Origin of the sequence: Microbulbifer sp. NBRC 101763, assembly GCF_040371615.1 — a bacterium.
GTDB classification, from domain to species: Bacteria; Pseudomonadota; Gammaproteobacteria; order Pseudomonadales; family Cellvibrionaceae; genus Microbulbifer; species Microbulbifer variabilis.
The window spans coordinates 444,956-465,023 of the sequence record NZ_BAABQV010000004.1 but is presented as its reverse complement, the minus strand read 5'-3'; the positions used below and the strand labels follow the sequence as shown (position 1 = coordinate 465,023).

Annotated in this window: 13 protein-coding genes; 3 read left to right on the top strand and 10 right to left on the bottom strand. The window is 45.1% G+C overall.

Annotated features, from left to right (window positions below; genetic code table 11):
• Positions 1-365 precede the first annotated feature (365 nt).
• Positions 366-503 carry a hypothetical protein gene (locus ABWV76_RS12610; RefSeq protein WP_353376105.1) on the bottom strand — a complete coding sequence of 46 codons (138 nt, stop codon included), beginning with the start codon at positions 501-503 and terminating at the stop codon, positions 366-368.
• Here ABWV76_RS12610 and ABWV76_RS12605 point away from each other — a divergent pair.
• The gene (locus ABWV76_RS12605; RefSeq protein WP_353376104.1) at positions 502-5,289 is read left to right on the top strand and encodes a CapA family protein; all 4,788 of its coding nucleotides are present in this window, start codon (positions 502-504) and stop codon (positions 5,287-5,289) included. The genes ABWV76_RS12610 and ABWV76_RS12605 overlap by 2 nt on opposite strands.
• Positions 5,290-5,297: 8 nt before the next feature.
• Here ABWV76_RS12605 and ABWV76_RS12600 read toward each other — a convergent pair whose 3' ends face one another.
• From ABWV76_RS12600 to ABWV76_RS12575, 6 genes are all read right to left on the bottom strand, one after another.
• The gene (locus ABWV76_RS12600; RefSeq protein ID WP_020411378.1) at positions 5,298-5,987 is read right to left on the bottom strand and encodes a TIGR02466 family protein; all 690 of its coding nucleotides are present in this window, start codon (positions 5,985-5,987) and stop codon (positions 5,298-5,300) included.
• 59 nt (positions 5,988-6,046) lie between these two features.
• Positions 6,047-6,964 (bottom strand): transglutaminase-like domain-containing protein, encoded by a 918-nt coding sequence (locus ABWV76_RS12595; protein ID WP_353376103.1) that lies wholly within the window; start codon positions 6,962-6,964, stop codon positions 6,047-6,049.
• A gap of 11 nt (positions 6,965-6,975) precedes the next feature.
• On the bottom strand, positions 6,976-8,196 hold the full coding sequence (locus ABWV76_RS12590) for a beta-barrel domain-containing protein (RefSeq protein WP_353376102.1): 1,221 nt from the start codon (positions 8,194-8,196) through the stop codon (positions 6,976-6,978).
• Positions 8,197-8,248: 52 nt separating this feature from the next.
• On the bottom strand, positions 8,249-10,450 hold the full coding sequence (locus tag ABWV76_RS12585; RefSeq protein ID WP_353376101.1) for a type I secretion system permease/ATPase: 2,202 nt from the start codon (positions 10,448-10,450) through the stop codon (positions 8,249-8,251).
• Positions 10,447-11,874, bottom strand: a complete 1,428-nt coding sequence (locus ABWV76_RS12580; RefSeq protein ID WP_353376100.1) for a TolC family outer membrane protein — start codon at positions 11,872-11,874, stop codon at positions 10,447-10,449. The genes ABWV76_RS12585 and ABWV76_RS12580 overlap by 4 nt, the downstream gene beginning before the upstream one ends.
• A 152-nt stretch (positions 11,875-12,026) precedes the next feature.
• Positions 12,027-14,516 (bottom strand): BapA/Bap/LapF family prefix-like domain-containing protein, encoded by a 2,490-nt coding sequence (locus ABWV76_RS12575; RefSeq protein ID WP_353376099.1) that lies wholly within the window; start codon positions 14,514-14,516, stop codon positions 12,027-12,029.
• A 272-nt stretch (positions 14,517-14,788) separates the two neighbouring features.
• Here ABWV76_RS12575 and ABWV76_RS12570 point away from each other — a divergent pair, with 272 nt between their 5' ends.
• Together ABWV76_RS12570 and ABWV76_RS12565 are read left to right on the top strand one after the other, a co-directional pair.
• Entirely contained in the window at positions 14,789-16,360 is a 1,572-nt protein-coding gene (locus tag ABWV76_RS12570) for a carboxylesterase/lipase family protein (RefSeq protein ID WP_353376098.1), read from the top strand.
• A gap of 11 nt (positions 16,361-16,371) precedes the next feature.
• A complete protein-coding gene (locus ABWV76_RS12565) occupies positions 16,372-16,920 on the top strand; it encodes a histidine phosphatase family protein (protein ID WP_353376097.1) in 549 nt (182 codons plus the stop codon).
• A 337-nt stretch (positions 16,921-17,257) separates the two neighbouring features.
• On the opposite strand, the gene ABWV76_RS12560 is transcribed toward ABWV76_RS12565, so the two are convergent.
• The 3 genes from ABWV76_RS12560 to ABWV76_RS12550 all read right to left on the bottom strand — a co-directional run bounded on the left by ABWV76_RS12560 (position 17,258) and on the right by ABWV76_RS12550 (position 20,051).
• Positions 17,258-18,190, bottom strand: a complete 933-nt coding sequence (locus tag ABWV76_RS12560) for a hypothetical protein (RefSeq protein ID WP_353376096.1) — start codon at positions 18,188-18,190, stop codon at positions 17,258-17,260.
• A 523-nt stretch (positions 18,191-18,713) separates the two neighbouring features.
• Positions 18,714-19,070, bottom strand: coding sequence for a hypothetical protein (locus ABWV76_RS12555; RefSeq protein ID WP_353376095.1), 357 nt, complete (start codon positions 19,068-19,070; stop codon positions 18,714-18,716).
• Between the two features lie 198 nt (positions 19,071-19,268).
• Positions 19,269-20,051 carry a glutathione S-transferase family protein gene (locus ABWV76_RS12550; protein WP_353376094.1) on the bottom strand — a complete coding sequence of 261 codons (783 nt, stop codon included), beginning with the start codon at positions 20,049-20,051 and terminating at the stop codon, positions 19,269-19,271.
• Between the last annotated feature and the right edge of the window lie 17 nt (positions 20,052-20,068).

Sequence of the window (20,068 nt, the reverse complement as noted above, 5' to 3'; positions counted from 1 at the left end):
GCAAGACCTAAGCAAAAACCAGGGAAAACAGCCTTTCTCACAGGCCTAATGCCCATGTATCGCCTTTAAAGTCGACAGGGTAATCAACCGCGAGGGCCAATATCTTATTGGTCGGTTAATAATTTTCTGACAAAAAACCCGAAAGGATCGCCTTTCGGGTTTTAGGGATTGGCAAGCGTATAACCTGCAAAATCATTCAACCTGGATATTAACCCTCCTAAATAGCCTGAGGGTTAATTATGAGAACCTTCGGCACTTTGCGTGCCTTCCATTCTTCAGCGCGGTATCCCCAATACTATCCAAGTTAATTAGTTTTGAAAACCCAATTTTCTTTGTTCATAAAAAATTTATCTGGGAACAACTTATCATTCGATATTTCTCCCATTACCGGCAGGATCTGTACGTAAGTCTATACTCCAGCAGGAAAGTCCTCCCGTAGTTATCACAGAAATAAAAACTGTAATTTCTGCCAACTCGGAATCCAGAGAGAACAATAGCAACATGTCCCTATCCAGCATGCTGATGCAGGCGCGCCCCTTGGTAGAGCGGGCACTGCGTGAGGTCAGTCCACCCTATACGCTTTTTTTTTCAATTAGTGATGCCAAGCATCGTGCTGAAGTACGACATTCTCATGCAAAAGATTTTCCAAGTGCTTGGCAGGAGCTTGCTCAAAATACCCGTAGGGCTGCACAACAGTCAAAAATGGAGCCCTGCTGGCTGCGAATAGATTGGGTGACCCGCAGGAGTACGATGACTCTGGCCGGTTTGCATGAACTTCTACAGGACACCAAGCGCTCCTACTTCCGCTACGGTCTCGCACTGGATGTCAATTGCAAAATTGCTTTCCTCGAACAGGAACTCAATGGAAACGCCATGCTCTATGGCGGCAACAAAATCGACCACGCATTCCTCAACGAAAAGAATTTCCTCTCCTACTATAAAAAACGTTTTCCTCAGCAGGGCGACCTGAATCTATCTGAAGAGCGCAGCGTCGTGCTTCTCTCTACTGAAGGGCTGTTCTGCGAAAAAGATCAGGAACCTGTGTACTTATACGAAGCGGGATTAAATGCCGGGCGACGGATTATCGACAAACTGGGCGACGAGCAGGTAACAAAGCTTATTAGAAGCGGCAGTCATTACCTGGCCAACCAGGTAAAACCCAATGGGCTTTTCCATTATGGATGGCATGCCTGCTTCGACAGGGAGATCAACACCTACAATAACCTGCGCCACGCGAGCAGTACTTATGCAATGATCGAGGCTTGGGAGGTCACCAAAGAGCCATCCCTGATAGCAACCATTCAACGTTCACTCAAATTACTCACCGATAAATTAATTAAACCAATAGCGCTCAGTGACGGGCAGGTGGGTGCATTCCTGGTTGAGCCGAATAACGAAATCAAGCTTGGTGGCAATGCAGTAAGCCTACTGTCCCTCGTAAAATACTCAGAGGTGGTACAAACCCAAGAATATGCTGAGCTCATGGAACAACTCGCGGTGGGTATTGCATTTATGCAAAACCCCGAAAATGGCCAATTTTGTCATGTTCTTGAATATCCCAGTCTCAAAATAAAGGACCAGCATCGGGTTATCTACTACGACGGGGAAGCCGCGTTTGGTTTAATGCGCCTATATGACTGGAGCAAGGACGAGCGCTGGCTGGCTGTAGTGGAAAAAGCATTTGACTACTTTATCGTATCCGGCCATTGGAGAGCCCATGATCACTGGCTGAGCTACTGTGTCAATGAACTTACCATTTATAGGCCAAAAGAGAAGTACTACCAGTTTGGCATCCGTAACTTTACCAACTACCTGGATTTTGTCGAAAACCGGATTACGACCTTTCCAACCCTTCTTGAGTTAATGATGGCCGCCGAAAAAATGATTGTGCGGCTGGGGCAACAGAGTGAATTCCAGTACTTACTGGACCAGGTTGACCTGGAGCACTTTTACCGAGCGTTACATAAACGAGCGGCTTACTTACTCAACGGTCATTTCTGGCCTGAATTTGCCATGTTCTTCAAGAACCCAGAAAAAATCCTGGGTAGCTTCTTCATCCGACATCACGCTTTCAGGATAAGAATTGATGATGTTGAACACTATTTATCTGGATTCGTTGCATACCGCAAATTCCTTATCGCCCAAAATGCTTCTGAGCAGCCTATCAATCAACCGGCTGAAACGGTAGACAATGTCAATGAAGAAAAAACAACACAATTAGAAATAGAGAACCTACCAGTACTCGCCTGGGGCGGAGATGTAAATCTAGGCCGACGCCAACACTATCGCACTGCACAATTGGGAGTCGATGAGGTTCTCGGGAAAATTCCCGCACTTAAGAACGCTGATATCAGTGCAGTAAATCTGGAGTGCGTTGTCTCCACCCAAGGAGAACAGGGAATCTCCAAGGGTGAGAGTTCTTCCTACTACTATCGCGCAAGGCCGGAAATGTTGTCAGTGCTTATTGCTGCTGGAGTTGATATCGTAACCACTGCTAATAATCACAGTGGAGATTATGGTCCCGAGGCTCTTTTGGAACAGGAACACTGGCTGGACATCACCGGCATAGGCCATACAGGTTCCGGCGAAAACCTGGATGAAGCTCTACAGCCGGTATTTAGGCCTGCCGGCCCCCTTAATGTGGCCCTATTTTCGATAGATGCGACTCAGCCCCGTTTTGCCGCTGGGCCAACCTCTGCCGGTTGCGCATACTTGCCATTATCCTTGCCCGAGCTCTGGAGAGAGACTTTAGGCCCCCGGATTTCAGCCGCTCGCACACAAGCCCAAGTAGTAATTGTGGCTGTACACTGGGGAGCAAATCGCGAAACCTATCCCAGTAAAGAACAAATTGATGTGGGCCATGCCATTATTGATGCCGGGGCAGACGCCATACTCGGAACCAGTGCTCATAATTTGCAGGGTATCGAGGTTTATCGCAACCGCCCTATTATCCACGACGCGGGAGACTTACTATTTGATGCCGTTCGTAACAGCCTCGCGGATAGCGGCATCTTTCGTCTGCAACTCAGTACACATGGAGTCGAGCAGATTACCTTTGTCCCGGTAGGAGTTGGCTTTGGTTTTAGTACGCAATTGTCGAGGGAAGAAGCGGTGAATCTTAGCCGACAGTTTTCCAACCAGTGCTTACCGCTTGGTACCAAACTGAGCTTATGCGAGGAAGGCACCGCAATCCTAAGACTCACGCCCCCCAGGCGCGATCATGTTAATCTTCCGAGCTTCCCAAAGACTCTCTACCAAATCACTGCGCTCCAGCAGCAACCATCTCTCAATCCGCGCTGGCAGGTAAAAGCTGTTCCCGTGGATGCACAAACCACTTCAATTAAAATAGGCCCGTTGGAATTGTTAGGAGTGCGTTTCTACCCAAGAGAGGTCAAATCCCGGCAGATACTGTGGGTGGAATCCTTCTGGAGAACAGACAATGAAATCCAGGAGGACTTTCGCCTGGATTGTCGTGCAGTTCCAGTGGTGAAAACCACAATGCCCTACTGGGGCAAATCCATGGACCATGATCCATGTGACTGGCAATTGCCTACAAGTCGCTGGAAGCCCGGTACTATCTACCGTGATCTATACGGCTTAAGGCCACCAGCCAGTAGAGACATCACTGATGTGGATCTTCAACTTCATATCGGTCTTGTTTCCAATAGCACTAAGATCAAACCAGTACCTATTGCTGGTATGATCACAAAAATAAATTTTTCCAGGAACGGGGAAAACCGCAAACGGAAAATCCCACAGTATCGATCAGAATTCCCATCCATAATCTACGATCACCCACCAGGACAGACTTGGAATGCGAAGCAAATTACTGCAATTGCCGGTGGTACATGGCTCGTGCCCCCACCCGAGGGATGGTTTGTACGTAGTGTTATTTCCGGTAGTGCGTTTATCGAAGATTCCCTGGATCCAATCTTATTTGTTGCCCATACCAATCTCGATCGTATGTATCACGAGCAAAGCTCAAAAACGTCCGCAAAATTTTGGGATTTCCATCAAAAGTTACCTAGTTTTGCTCACCGTATTGCAGGAGCCATAGTCGCACGACCAGTCGAAGGATTACCAAAGGAGCTCCCGATTCTAAAAGTGGATGACCCGATCAAAGCTATTATTGAGCTGGGTCTCGCAGCAAGAGATCGATTTGACGGAGAGGTAATTGCACTTACAGGCACCGCCGGAAAATCCACCACGTTAAAAATGATTGGACAAATGCTGGGACCAAGGGACCAAGTATTGACCAGTCTGGGAAACTATAATTCCCGCGTAGGGGCACCTTCTATGCTGGCTAGCCTGAGTAAGGATCACGAGGCAGCGGTTATAGAAGTTGCACAAAGTGCATTGTGGATGAAACGGGGCCCTATCACTCATCGTATTAAACCCACCATATCACTGATCACTGAAATCGGTATTTCCCAAACGGATCGGAAAGTAAAAAATGTGGAGGACACTGCTAGGTGGAAGTCAAGGATATATGATGGTTTGGTGGGATCCGCAATCGCCATCGTCGGTGAACACCTTCAGTGTTTTGACTATGTACTAAACAAAGCCAAGAAACATGCACGAAGAGTAATTATTTTTGGCGAAAGCACTAATGCCGAAATCCGGATAATAAATACTCGAGCGGACGAATTAGGTAGTTGGGTAAGATTACAATTACCAAGCAGGGAACTTGAATTGCGAGTGCCCATACCCAGCATTGGAATGTTACATAATGCCTTAGCCGCAATCAGTGTCGCTTATGCCCTTGGCAGAGATCTCGATGAAGCCGCTATGCGATTACAAGAGCTTCACCTTGATGAAAGTCATTTACAGCGATTAAGCTTGAATATACGGGGCCAGTCTATCACGTTAATTGATGACAGCTGGAACGCCACTGTAAGCTCTATGTTAAATGCCTTCTCTGTATTTTCGCAAAGTATGGTAAAACAAGGGGGTAGGAAGGTTGCCGTTCTGGGAAGAATCGTACACCTCGGTGAAAAATCCAAGGAAATACATGCCAGCCTGGCTAAGCCATTACTACAAAGTAAAGTAGATTGGGTTATTACCCACGGGGAAGACATGCTATATCTACGAGAATGTCTACCACCAGATATTTTGGGCCCGCACTTTTCCGACGCTCCTGCATTAGTGGATCATATTACAGGATTCTGTCAAAACTTTGACCTTATCCTGGTTAAGGGCTCAAGAAGAGACTCGGACTTCGGTAAAATTCCTGCCCTCTTACAAAAAACATCATTAAAAATATCAGATGAAGCCTCTATGGCGAAATAGGCACGAATTTATCCCTGATCCATCACCTGATCTTCAGAGAACATTACATCTCCTAGGGAAAGCATACTTGCACTACGCCGCTTTAATGTACTGGTTTCCAGTTTTACATTAAAGGCAATGCAAATTCTTAGTGAGTTATCTTCTACAGGGTTTACATAATGTAATAACCAATTAGGGAACAATACCATTCTCCCAGCTCTCGGCATTACCCTGACTCTACCGCCAAAATTGCTATTAGGTAGCTCAGTAGTTATACATAGCATTCTCGGATCAAGAAATTCTATAATGCCGCTACTTTTACTTTTCTCCTGAGATAACACAGAGCGCACATAATAAACACCCGACCATGTGCAAGATTCATGATTATGTATTTTTCGATAGCTATCTGCACGTGAAACATTTGCCCAGGCATGAGCGTACATATCCTGGGCAGCAGGGCTGTATTTCCCCCGAGTGACCTTCATTGTCATCTCCCGGGTAACTGAAACTATACGCTGCTTTACAATAGTTACTTCTTTGTATGGCCATTCGAGTAAGTCTTTTTTAGAGTCCCAACTTCCAATATTAGAACGTTTGGCAGCAGGAATAGATGATTCCTTACCGAGGATAATATCCGTTAACTGCTCATTAACCCTCTCCGAGTCAGGCCAATCTTTGACCAAAATTGGAGTTCCGAAAGCCGACTTGATCTTATACATGGCACTGCACCTCCAGTTTGGCTATGCCTGATAGTAATCTTTTCTCCCCCATTCAATTCTCAAGACCCTCGAATGATTTCAACTTTCCAATTGATTGTTACTTTCGGTCTCTCCTCATGTGGCTGAAACCTTTCAGGCCATACATTAGACCAGACCCAAGTAAAGTCCCTGGTTAAAGTAATCTTACTAACTCTTCCACTTCCAAATCCATATCCTAATTTGCTATCTATTGCTAAATTTGGATCTACCGGTAACCACCTACCATTGAAATAGACCTCTGCAGCATGGTGATTAGGTTGGGAAAACTCATTTCTACTGGCAAATAGAAATTCAGAGGTAACTCTAGCCGGATAACCCATTGACCTCGCCAAAGCCGTAAAAAGAGCAGCGTATTCTGTACAATCACCGGTCTTGTGAATCACTGCATAGTATGCACCTTTGGTTGACTGTACCCGATATTCAATTATATCTTGGGGCGCTTGAAATGCAGCCAATAAGCGTTCTTCATCACTTTTCGAACTGGACTGGATTTTCTGGGAAAGTAACTTAACTGGTGGGGACTCTGTCTCTATATATTTCTGCGGCCTGATATAGCGCCCTTTCGGGTAGGGGATTGTACCTTTTGGCAAATCTTTATAATTGTACTCTTTTAGCTCCATTTCAAAAATAACTGATCTCGTTACTGATGATTGCGCAGGTACATCAAATTTAAATTCAACATATCTTGTATCGCCCCTTTTATGCCTTTTATATTTCAGCACTTCTGGGTGCTTGTAGCGAACAGAGAGCAGCCTCTGCTGAACACCATCCTCCACCGGAACAGAAATACGATGAATATATCCCGAAATATCGCGATCCAATTTATTATTTACAGTTATAGATGCTGTAAGCGCTACAACCTTGGATTCATCGGCATAAGCACAAAGTGTGTACTGTATACAGAAAACAAAAATAAACTGCATTGTTAACTTCTTCATCAACATACCTGCTACCGCTCTCGCATTGCCTCCTTGGCACGACTTATTGGTTTCATCAGATAATCAAAAATCGTTTTTGACCCAGTCTTAATATCTACAGAAGCGATCATTCCTGGCACTATTGAGAACTTCTTACCCACACCATTCTCCAGCGAATCAGAAGTTGTTAAAATAAAAACCTTATAATAAAATTCATTTGGTGCCACCTCATCCTGTATAGTATCGGGTGATATCATCGTAACCTCGCCAGACAAGCCGCCATAAATCGCATAGTCATAAGCGGTAATTTTTACTTTGGCAAGCTGTCCAGGATGAATAAACGCTATATCCCTTGGAGATATTTTTGCTTCAATAAGTAACTGGTCATCCAGAGGTACTATTTCCATCAGTTTTCCATTAGGTGGAATAACTCCTCCAATGGTTGTAATTTCAATAGCTTTTACGATACCTCGAACTGGAGATCGATGAGTAAGCCTGACTAACGTATCTGAGCGCCCCTCCAGTACAGAAGCCAAAACTTCCACTTCAGCACTTACTTTCGCAAGTTCCTCCCGAGCTCTCACCATATATTGGGAGTTAAGCTCACGAATTTTCGTTTCCAACTCCGCTTTTTGCCTTTGCAATTTAAGAACATCGACACTACTAGCAGCACCTGAATCTACTAGGCTGCTGGTCATGGCCAGTTCCCTCCTAACCAGCTCCAAAGACTCTTTTGATCCTCGCACTGACTCCAGCAACCCCTGCTTGCGAATATCAAATAATTTTCTTTCCTTAGCTTGTAGTTCTTCATGCCCCACCAACTCCTCAGGAAAGCGTAGAGGCGTCTGGTTCACTTCAGCACTTAATCGAGCCACCTTCGCCAAGGCAGCTCGATACCTTGCTGAACTTTCATCCATATTAGAGCGGACTTTTGTAGGGTCTAGCTGGGCCAGAACTTGCCCTTTCTCTACAATATCCCCTTCAGAAACTTTTAGCTGTGCCAGTATGCCACCATCTAGGGATTGAATAATTTGTGCTCGTGAAGTCGGCACAACCTTCCCGCTGCCAGAAGATACCTCATCTACACGCGCCAAGTATGACCATATAAATAAGGCAATGATCAACAAAAAGAACACCCAAACCACGGTCCCCGATCGAATCAAGGAGGATTCATCTACATCATCACCGTACTGTTGCTCATGAATCTGATGATCAATATCCAGCAACGCAACTCGCCGCTTATCAATAGCCAAAATTATTCCTACTGCAGTTAACTATTACCTATATCATTCATTTCTTACATAGTTAGGAAATTTTCTCTCCTTCAGTTGATGTCTTTCTTTGCGACCGGGTTAATACTTCCAATGCCTTCTCTTTTGGCTCGTCAAGGACGACATAACCATTATTAAGAACAATAATTCGCTGAGCAAAGGTCAGGATATTGGTTCTATGTGTCGCGACAACAACAGTCCTTTCAGCGGCCCAGTCTTGTAAATTCCGAATGAATTTTCTCTCTGTTGACTCATCAAGTGCAGCTGTAGGCTCATCTAGCAAGAGAACATTGGGATGTCGCAACAGCATCCTTGATAAAAGTAGTGATTGCTTCTGACCCCCGGATAAACCAAAACCACCTTCTTGTATTAAATAACCTATACCTTTGGGAAGTTTATTAACAAAGTTGCTCGCGCCGCTCATATTAAGCGCCCAGAGAATTTCCTCATCATTTGCATTGGGAGCTCCCAACGTAAGGTTTTCATGGATGGTCCCATGAAATAAAGTGGCTTCCTGCCTAAGAAGACCAATATCCCTACGGACATCCGCAGGATCAATATGCTTAATACTGACATTATCCAGTTGCAACTGTCCTCGTTGAGTTACAATTGCACCCGCCATTGCATGGAGAAATGTAGATTTCCCTGAACCATTTTTCCCAAGAATTGCAACTCGTTCTCCTGCATATATTTTTAACTCGGGTATGATAAGAGCAGGGTCCTGCCCCTCCTCGCCATATTGAAAAACTGCATTTTTGAAGTGAAAATTCCCAGTTATCGATGTTTTCTTTACTCTTTTTTCTAATTGAGGATTATCCACCGGCAATTGCATTAGATTGTCAATTCCTTGCATTGCAAATTTTGCCTGCTGCCAACGGCTCAAAACTTTTGTGATATTTGCCATGGGAGCCATCATTCTTGAACCCAGGATTGATGCTGCAACCAATGCTCCTGTAGTCATAGTGCCGCTCATAACCATCGGTGCACCAAACAGTACAATGACCGCAAATACTGATGATTGAACATTATGAGTCCAGGCAAGCAGCATCCCCACAAGAGACCTCAGCTTTAGGCTCGCATCTGCGGTTATCGTGTTAAAGTGGTTCCACCGCCCCTGAAAATACTGCTCCGCCTGTAGTGATTTGATATCCTCTACCCCCTGAATCGTCTCTATCAATATGGCGTTACGTAATGAGGATTCCTTTATCGACTCCTGTGAAAGCTTGGCTAATTTTGGCTGAAGTAATAGACCCGGAATAAGCAAAAGAAAAACAGCCAGTAGAGGTACCAAAGCTAAGACCCCTGCAATCCACCACATTACAATTAAAAACAACAGAAAAAATGGTAAATCAGCAATTGCCAAAATTGTAGTGGATGTGAATATTTCTCTCACTTTTTCTAATTCACGAATTTGTGAAATAAAAGTACCAGTAGATTTTGGACGGGCCTGCGCTTGAATTCTTACAGCATGCCCAAAAACCAAATCAGACATTCGGATGTCCGCACGCTTTCCAAGAAGATCTGTAATCTTCACTCTCATTGAACGCATTACAAAATCAAATATAATAGCAACCAAAACGCCACTAAATAGAACATAAAGAGTGGGAATAGATTCCGCTGGAATTACTCTGTCGTACACCTGTTTGGAAAAAATAATGCCAGATAAAGCCAGAGTGTTGGCGACCGTGGTAGCCAACATGATATGTCCATAGGGTTTTATATCCCTAAGTATTATTTTACGAAGCCAATGTTGATTATCTGTTTTAATATAATCATCTATCCTGGTATCTCTTGTTGTTTGCCTCGGCCTAAGGATTATCAGACTAACAATATCTTTGCTGATCTTCTCTAGAGGTAAAGTACTTTTAAGCCCCTGGTCACCACACAGCATAAATCCAACGTTCAAGTCACTGGAAATGGTTTCAATTACCGCTATCTGGCCACCACGCAATTGAGCTACGAGTGGTAAGCGCCATGGGTTAATATCAGTATCTTTTAGGGTACAAAACTTTATCGTCAAACCAGCCTGACGTGCCATTCTTCTTAGTGTGTGGTCCACTGGAGAGTTCTGATCCCATTGTCCGGAAATTCGGATACTTTCGGGTGAACACTCCACTCGATAGTGGCGAGCCACATAGGTTACTGCTTCACACCATGGCTCAAAATCCATAGTGCCAGTCTTTATTCCTTCACTTTCATCGAGAGATCTTAAAACATTACTACTGTTTTCACTCAAGGAAGGACCTCCACACCCTGTATTTGCCGTCCATCAAGACTGAATGCCCTACGTAATCCACCGCGACTATACAGACAATCAATCTTAAGGAGGTGAAGATCAAAAATAGTATTGTTCTTTTCTATGCGTGCCAGGTGTAATTCCTGCTCTGCATTGAGCAGGTCAAGTAAAGTACGGGTACCGAGTACTTCATATTGCTGTTTATACAAATCCCGAGTTTCAGCAATCGCACTTTCTCTGGAATTCAAAGCTTTGAGGCTTTGCATCAGCCCGGCAGCCTCTTCCTGGGATTCCTGATACTTTTGTATAGTCAATAACCGTATTGAATCTTTCGCTGCATCTGCCGATAAGAGTGCAAAACCAGCGCCTTCTTTGCCGGCCGAAATTTTACCTCCTTGATAAATCGGCATAGACACATTGAAGAAAACTGCACTTTCATTCGTGTCAAAAGCATTCGCATCAACGTAATCCTGATCAAGGTACTGGTTAATGTTGGCGTCTAATGAGAAGGTTGGCCATGCATTTGCTTTAGATTCATCCAGGCGCGCCATTGCTTCTGCCCTGTAAGATTCAGCAATAAGCACCTCAGGTACCGCAGATAGGTCAAAAGAATCCAAGTCACAAGCCTGAGTCACATCATCTGGTACTGACATGGAGACACTAAACTTTTCATCTAGCCCCGTTAAATTCTGCAGTGTACTTCTCCACCTACGTAAAAGAGCTTGAATTTGTTGCCTGGACGCTTGCGCTGCGTCAATTCGCGACTGGGCCTGGAGAACATCAGATCTGGAGCTAGCACCTTTTTCTTTTCGAATCTTTACAAGATTTGCGATAGCAGACACCCCATCAACCTGCTCATCAGAGCTCTGCAATAGAGCCTGATATCGTTGTACCTCTATAGTTGCTTTAGCAGTTTGTCTAGCTACTTCTTCTATCGATTTTAAAATTTGAGCTTGGGATCGTCGCACGCCCGCTCTAGCCTGTCTTACATTGCTGGAAACTTTCCCAAAGTCAAACAGCATTTGGGTGACGTTTAACTGAATTGCATGTCCGTCACCTTCTCGCTTGTACTCGGTATCTTCACCAGCAACTATCCCAGCACTCAATTGTGGAAAGTAAGCGGATCTCGCTGCTTTAACTCCCTGTCTTTGCTGGTAGAGATAGCCGATCGATTCTGCAATTGATGGATGCCAACCAACCGCTCGGTGAACAGTATCAAATATACTGAGCTCACTTTGTGCTACCTCATCCTTATAAACTCGATAAGTAACATTTTCTGCTCTCTTATCTTGCCCTTCCCCGTGCCCGACAATTGTTTTTTCCGCTGATACAGAGTTGACAAATACTTCCTCTCCGACTACTTCGGATAGAAATAGAGAAGGGATAGAGAGTGCAAAAAATGACAGTTTTTTTAATACATCCATGTTTTCACACTTGTCATTGACAGTTTTGAGATCCCACAACCTGGAATTAAGAAGCCATATAAGCAAGACTTTTCCCAAGCCTCATAAAAGTTTAGCTCAAAAAAAACCGGGCCTTTTAGCCCGGTTTTTTTGCTTAACTTGAACTTCTCACCTCACATATCACTAAATCCATTTTGCTGCCATATATCTCCCATCGGATCTTCAATGACTGCATAATTTTCAGGACTGGTTAGAGAACCAATATCTGTTACAGTCGTCTGATGCTCTGATTGTCCAGATACATCATAAGAAAGATTGAGCTCTATCAGCTGAATATCCCGATCACCAGAATCTAGTAACTCATCCAGTAAGGACTCTTCTACTGAGTCAAACCGCTGATAGTCATTGGCAAACTCTGCCAACCCGTCTGCAGTCATTACCTGTTGATAGTGGTTATCAACACCACTATCAACAAAGTCCAGCTCAAGCTCAGCCAGTTGCATCATACCCAACCCGGCAGAACCTTCCTGCTCGCTTCCATCACTGACGGACTCCTCAACCTTTGAAGCAGAAGCATATCCAACGGTATCGAGATACTCCTCAAACACACTGGGGATCGCAATAGCTTCCAGGGAAATGATTTCATCAATGTCAAAATCTATTTCCAAATCCGGGAATCCCGGCGGTAGCTCACCACCCTCATAGTCGTAATCGGCATCCGCATCACAATCGGCATCGGCATCCGCATCGGCATCCGCATCGGCATCGGCATCGGCATCCGCATCCGCATCCGCATCCGCATCCGCATCCGCATCCGCATCAGCATCCGCATCGGCATCCGCATCCGCATCCGCATCCGCATCCGCATCCGCATCGGCGTCAGCATCACAATCCGCATCGGCATCCGCATCCGCATCGGCATCCGCATCGGCATCGGCATCCGCATCCGCATCCGCATCGGCATCCGCATCCGCATCCGCATCGGCATCCGCATCGGCATCCGCGTCGGCATCGGCATCGGCATCGGCATCTGCATCTGCATCCGCATCCGCATCCGCATCGGCATCGGCATCGGCATCTGCGTCAGCATCCGCATCGGCATCGGCATCCGCGTCGGCATCCGCATCTGCGTCAGCATCGGCATCGGCGTCGGCGTCGGCATCTGCATCCGCGTCTGCATCGGCATCGGCATCGGCATCGGCATCGGCATCCGCGTCGGCATCTGCGTCGGCATCGGCATCCGCGTCGGCATCGGCATCCGCGTCGGCATCGGCATCCGCATCGGCATCCGCATCCGCATCCGCATCCGCATCTGCGTCGGCATCCGCATCCGCGTCGGCATCGGCATCCGCATCGGCATCGGCATCGGCATCGGCATCCGCATCTGCATCGGCGTCGGCATCGGCATCGGCATCGGCATCCGCATCGGCATCCGCATCGGCATCGGCATCGGCATCGGCATCCGCATCGGCATCTGCGTCGGCATCGGCATCTGCGTCGGCATCCGCGTCGGCATCGGCGTCGGCATCCGCGTCGGCATCGGCATCCGCGTCGGCATCGGCATCCGCGTCGGCATCGGCATCCGCGTCTGCATCGGCATCGGCATCGGCATCGGCATCCGCGTCGGCATCTGCGTCGGCATCGGCATCTGCGTCGGCATCCGCGTCGGCATCGGCATCGGCATCGGCATCGGCATCCGCATCCGCATCGGCATCCGCATCCGCATCCGCATCCGCATCCGCATCCGCATCCGCATCCGCATCGGCATCGGCATCGGCATCCGCATCCGCATCGGCATCGGCATCGGCATCGGCATCGGCGTCAGCATCCGCATCTGCATCGGCATCGGCATCGGCATCCGCGTCGGCATCTGCATCTGCGTCGGCATCCGCATCGGCATCGGCATCGGCATCGGCATCGGCATCGGCGTCAGCATCCGCATCGGCATCGGCATCCGCGTCGGCATCGGCATCTGCGTCGGCATCCGCATCGGCATCCGCATCGGCATCGGCATCTGCGTCGGCATCCGCGTCGGCATCTGCGTCGGCATCCGCATCCGCGTCGGCATCAGCATCCGCATCCGCGTCGGCATCAGCATCGGCATCGGCATCGGCATCGGCATCGGCATCGGCATCGGCATCGGCATCGGCGTCAGCATCCGCATCGGCATCGGCATCTGCGTCAGCATCCGCATCGGCATCCGAATCTGCGTCCGCATCTGAATCCGGAGGCACAAAGCCACCCCCACGGTTACTATCGTCATTTGATGCTACAGCGATGACAACAACACCGAGAGCAATCAAAGCAGGGACAAACCACGGAACGGCAGGGGGAGGAGGGGGAGGAGGCTCACCAGCTGGGCCGCCGGCTACGGTAAAAGCTGGTATCAACCCCCCCGAAGCCGCAAGGAATAAGGGCTCTGAACCCCCAGTTACAGTCAACTCACTATGATCTCCATCACTGTCTTCATGATAGAAACCAAATAAAGTGAAGATTTGACCCGTCTTTAAAACTATTACTAGGTCATTTCCTTCCTGAGATAACGAAGCTATCTCGTCTGGATCTACCGGCAATTCAACCAAGCCTGTCGCGGTTAACTTCAAGCTATCCAGTGGCTTCTCAGCAATCAAGCCCGTAGACTTGTCAAAGATTTTTACGATCATGCTCTCACCAACTTCAAACGGTGCAACTTCCTAAATACACTGTTCATGGCCTGAGCTAAAAGACGGAAAATTCCCCACCTTGAGCCCATCCGTGACTAGATTCGTCAATGCATCTCCTTGCCAGGATCCCTCCGGAAAATAACTGTGCCAAATTTTTTCCACACACTCTTTTTGTATGGACGTAAATTAAAATGATTTCAAGGAAAGTCTGAAGAATAACGCCGACTAAATAAGTGCAACGTTAGAGAGAAATACAGTAGGAAAAACTACTCATGACAACGGACCCAAGTATTAGAAAGCTCACAAATAAGAGGTCAACACCTGTCATTGATACACCCGCTGGACCGATTGTTGGCAAAGTAGACGAAGCTACAAGAACCTATAAATTTCTAGGTATACCCTATGCTCGTCCCCCAATTAACGACCTCCGCTGGAAAGCACCCGAACCAATGCCAAATTGGAGTGTGCCATTTGATGCAGCGCAATTTGGAACGCCAGCTGCACAAAATCCCTCAAACCTGATGCAGGTCCGGGGAAAAAATGGAGAGATTCCTGATAGAGAAGAATGTCTTTATCTAAATATTTTCTCGCCACCTATAAACCAAGGAAGAAAGCTACCTGTAATGCTCTGGATTCATGGTGGAGCTTTCTATATGGGGTCAAGCTGCCAAGATATATATAATGGGTGCCATCTTGCCTCAAGCGGTAGAGCAATAATTGTGACATTCAATTATCGTCTTGGCGCTCTAGGCTTTCTACGTTTAAAGGACATTTCTGAAATCCCATCTACTGGCAACGAAGGTCTATTGGATCAAATAGCAGCGCTCAAATGGGTGAGAGATAACATTGCAGCCTTTGGCGGAGATCCTAACAATATCACTCTTTTTGGTGAATCTGCCGGCGCAATGAGCATCATCTCTCTATTAGAGGTAACTGAATATCATAATTTATACTCTCGAGCGATTGTACAAAGTGGCCACCCAAGGGCTGCTCATTCGATTTCCAGAGCCAATAACATGGCAGCAGCATTCATCGAGCATCTTAATAACATAAGCGGTGGAATACCAATACACAAATGCTCTACAAAGTTACTTCTTCAGGCACAAAGCGAAATTCTTAAAGATCCACGCATGACACAAAACTGGGGGCAACTTCCATTTAAGCCGGTGCTAGACGAAAGCTTATTAAGAAAAAGACGACCGTCTTTAGTAAACATTAAAACTAATACAGCCCATCCAATTCTTCTTGGCAGTAATCTAGAAGAGTGGAATCTATTTAGTGTTACAAACCCTGAAACTTTCACACTGAATTATCACTCAATCTGCAAAAAGTTAGAATGGCTGCTACCTGAGAGCACACTAAAACCTATTATTGATTACTATTACCAGCAGGCTTTATCTATTAAAAATAATCCCTGGCCAGAATGGAGTAAAACCTGGAATTTGATGTTGACCGATATGGTTTTTACCCTACCAGGGCTTAGGTATCTAACCCAACATAAAGGACAAAGTTTCCATTATCATTTCGCCCAACCATTAGCGGCACAGCCCTTTTTGGGTGCGTGTCATGCTGCAGAACTAGCCTATCTATTTGGTACTCATGGTGAAGCGTCTTTACAGGAATTATATCGCGATGAGCCAGCCCCGCACACCTTAAGTAAAAGTATGCAAGAAGCCTGGCTGAACTTCGCTGAATGTGGCAACCCGGGAAACAACTGGCCAATATTTACAGGAAAGCAAAGCCAGCGTATCGGTAATCATCCACATTTCACGAATTTCAATACAGCAGAACTGCTATCATTATGGCAAAATATACCAGATGAAGTATTAAACCAGTATCTATAATCCCAAATAACATGCCCAGAATTTTACTTGCACGACATGGTGAGGCAGCTAAAGGAGATAATATCCTTGATCCACCCCTCACCAAGTTAGGATTTATACAAGCTGAAGAGTTAGCTCAAAAACTTGCTATTCAAGGAAGATTGAAAATCACGAGCAGCCCTAAGCTGCGAGCCAAGCAGACAGCAGAACCCCTAGCAAGAATATGGGGCGCTTCAATAGAAGTGGTCAACTTAGTTACTGAGATACCAACACCCGAAGGTATTCTATCAAGTCAACGCCTACCATGGATACGCTCTCTTCTGAACAAAGAATGGACTATAAGTGATAAACAGCAAAAAGAGTGGCGCAATGGAATTCAGAGATATTTACTTAGCATTACTGAAGATACTATAGTTTTTTGTCATTTTATGGTAATAAATTCAATCGTTGCTTATATTCATAAAAGCCAAAAAATTCAACAGTTTCGACCAGAGTATACATCAATAACCGAACTAACAATTCAAAATAATCAGCTACATTTAGTAAGCTTAGGAAAAGAGAAAGACAGCCAAATTCTTTAGCATACGCTATTTAGGTCAGGATGCTAAACTCTCTGATAATAAGTTAAATTCTATTGAATCAAGTAGAACAGCATAGTTTTACAGTCTGTGCCTATGAACAATCACCATCAGCAACCAAGAACACAATAAATATTCAATTCAAATTATAAAAAATGATCTATCCATCTTATTAATTTTCTGCGAAAAAAACCAAATAAAGTATACTAAGCAGTTGGCAGCTCACAGCAACTATAGAAGATAGTGTTTGATATTTGCACCGCCAGATCCCCTTCAGCGAAGGGAGCAAACTTATAAATGGAAATATAAATCTGTACCTTATTGGGAGTGTTGATACCCCCTAAAGACCTTCACTCATAGTTTCATTACATAGCTCAACATATTTATTAGCTTTACGCTGAACGAAATCATCATTACTTTCTCTAATAAGAGCACTGAGATCAAGAGGTTTATATTTAAACCCGACTGATCGTCCCAAACTTTCTATTAATTCATTACAGAGCACTGCAACACAAGAAAGCCTAACCCAGAGGATTGGAGTTCCTCTAAGACATAGCCCAGACATAACATTAACAAGGGGGGAAATTTTCTCAACAAAATTATATTCTTTTAGGGCATCTGTAAACTCTGAAAAAGACATACACCTCGCTACTGACTCGCCTTCATTAATGGTAAGCGCATTTCCTATACTTGATAAGGTATCAAAGAAAATATGCTCCTTTTGTACTTTCCAATTAGCATTTGGGTGATGACTAGTTATTTTTGAACCGGACAACATCAGAAATAGCGATTTTTTGAACTCAAGCAACTTAACAGAAGACTCATCTACAGCAAAATCAGCATAAGCAACTTTACTCTCTATCAGCTCTGACAAACAGAGCAGTCTTGCTAGCCTGTAAATGGTGCTTTTTCCATAATGGCCATTCAAATCAATTTTATAGGGTTTTTTCGGAATATTCGTAACTCTGGCTTTAAAATCACGGGCAGCCAGAAGAAGCTGGAACTTAAGGGGACCAATAGCTTGATACAACCTGGCCCTCGCCTCAAAATTGTATCTTATATCAGCTTCATTCTCCTTCAGGTATACTTCTACATCCTTTCTAATTAGGCCATCTTGCACACTCTTAAAATCACTTAAAGATCTATCTAGCTCATTTTTATGTTTCTGAAGATCCTTTTCCAATCTATGAGCAACTAGTGACTTAGTCAACCATATAGCAGTGAGTGAAGAAACGCCTAAAGAAGAAATGAATGTGGGTATATCTAAATCCATGAACTAATACCTCCTTGCTTAGTCTTCACACTGATAATCAGCCAACTTTATCCGAAATCAGTCAAACAATCTAACCATAAATTTTCCATCTACTCCATACTAAATATAAGCAGCAATCGGATACTTGCAGAATCTTCCAAAATGAAAGTCGTTATCCATCCTTATTGAATAAAGTTCTGATATGGATTTCTATACATTCACACCTCTTCACTTCCCAACAGCGTTGGAAGATTTTACTTCAGCTAATCCATGGTAAAAATCTTTTAAACCAGAAAATTTCCTAATTCATAAATTGCAAATTGAATATGTACGGTTCTGTTTGCTTCCAGTATGTCGGCCATACAACATCATCCCAAACTAAAGCCGATGTATAAGCGATTAGACGACGCTGGTAAATCTAAGAAGATCGCTCTGATTGCCCACATGAGAAAGCAGATTACGATCCTGAATACGATGGTGAAAATTAACACTTACTGGGATGCAAGTATGGCTTAAAAACTTGACGAGCAACCATAGTCGCTTGTTAAGTATTTGCCAACACCCCAGCCAACCAAAAAATGGTGCTGTACGTTAAAGCGGTAAAGCTGATTAAAAATATAACTTGTAAAATAGATAGTTTAGAATGTATACCAAAATCAATAAGTTCATAGAGTTTTTTGGGAAAGTACTTTTTTATACTTAGTATAACCATAATTACTGCCATACCTACATAAAGTAACACGACACCCCAAAACCGTTCTGGTTCAACATCAATACTGATTGTTTCTGAGAGACCAGCTCGTTTATAGACAGATACCTTGCCACTCACAACAGCAAACACGCAATAGGCTAACGTGAAAATAGCAAACAGCAGATGAATGAATCCAACTTTCTGTGGCATTGCTACCCCATACTCTAGGTACTTAACGCTTTAAACAGCGGAATAAAAACTGGAGGTTTTTGTGCCCGCCTGGATTAACTTGTTAATTTCCCAGCATCTAATTTGTAGGGACATCTCATATTTCTTTCGAGATAGAAGACTGGTAGTTACCCTCCATACAAACCCTTAGAGGGAGGGCAGATATTAAAAAGGTTGCAATCAGCTTCCTAGCTTTCTAGCTTGAATCTGGCTTGGAACCAAAGGCAATGAAGGGTCGAGTTCACCCTGCACACGTAGCGCCCATTCTCGTATGCGACTACGACGGAAAAGTCCGTCTCCTCCTGTAAGCCCAGCCTCATAACCAAAAGCAAGGAGCGCATAGACAGAGAGGTCTGCAACACTCACTTCACTGCGATTACACATAAAAGGACCTCTCTCAAGCTCTTTACTCAAACGTGCACCGACATGACGTGCAGCAGCCATTATGCTGTTTCCTGGAGCATTTTCAGCTTCCCTGCGGACAAAAGGAGCCCACCGAAGGACTAGAGGCCATACAAAACGCCATGCACCGATTGCGTTATCTGGTACCGTGCGATTCATGGCACAACCGAGGCGCCAAGCGTTGATCAGCTGCACAGGAAGTGCTAGCGATAAAGTCGGTCGCGCAAACCTAAAATTTGCAGGAATCATGCAATGCTGGACCCAATCATCAAGTTCGTTAATGCACGGATCACCGTCTACAGGGTACAGGGGACGCTGCGGGAAGCGTTCATCTAGCCAATGAGCTATTTCTTGTGAATCATTTTTGCTTTCACCATCAATTGTCAAAACAGGCACGGTATGCCCCATCGGAAGTGTTTCCCTCATATTAAACGGAGATACATAGACAATTTCGTAAGCGATCTTTTTAAAAGCGAGAAAAGCTTGGACTTTAAGACCGTATGGACTGGTAGCGAAAGTGTAGAGCACGACTTTTGGGGTATTGAATTCCATGCTTTCCATAATTAGCTCCTTCTATA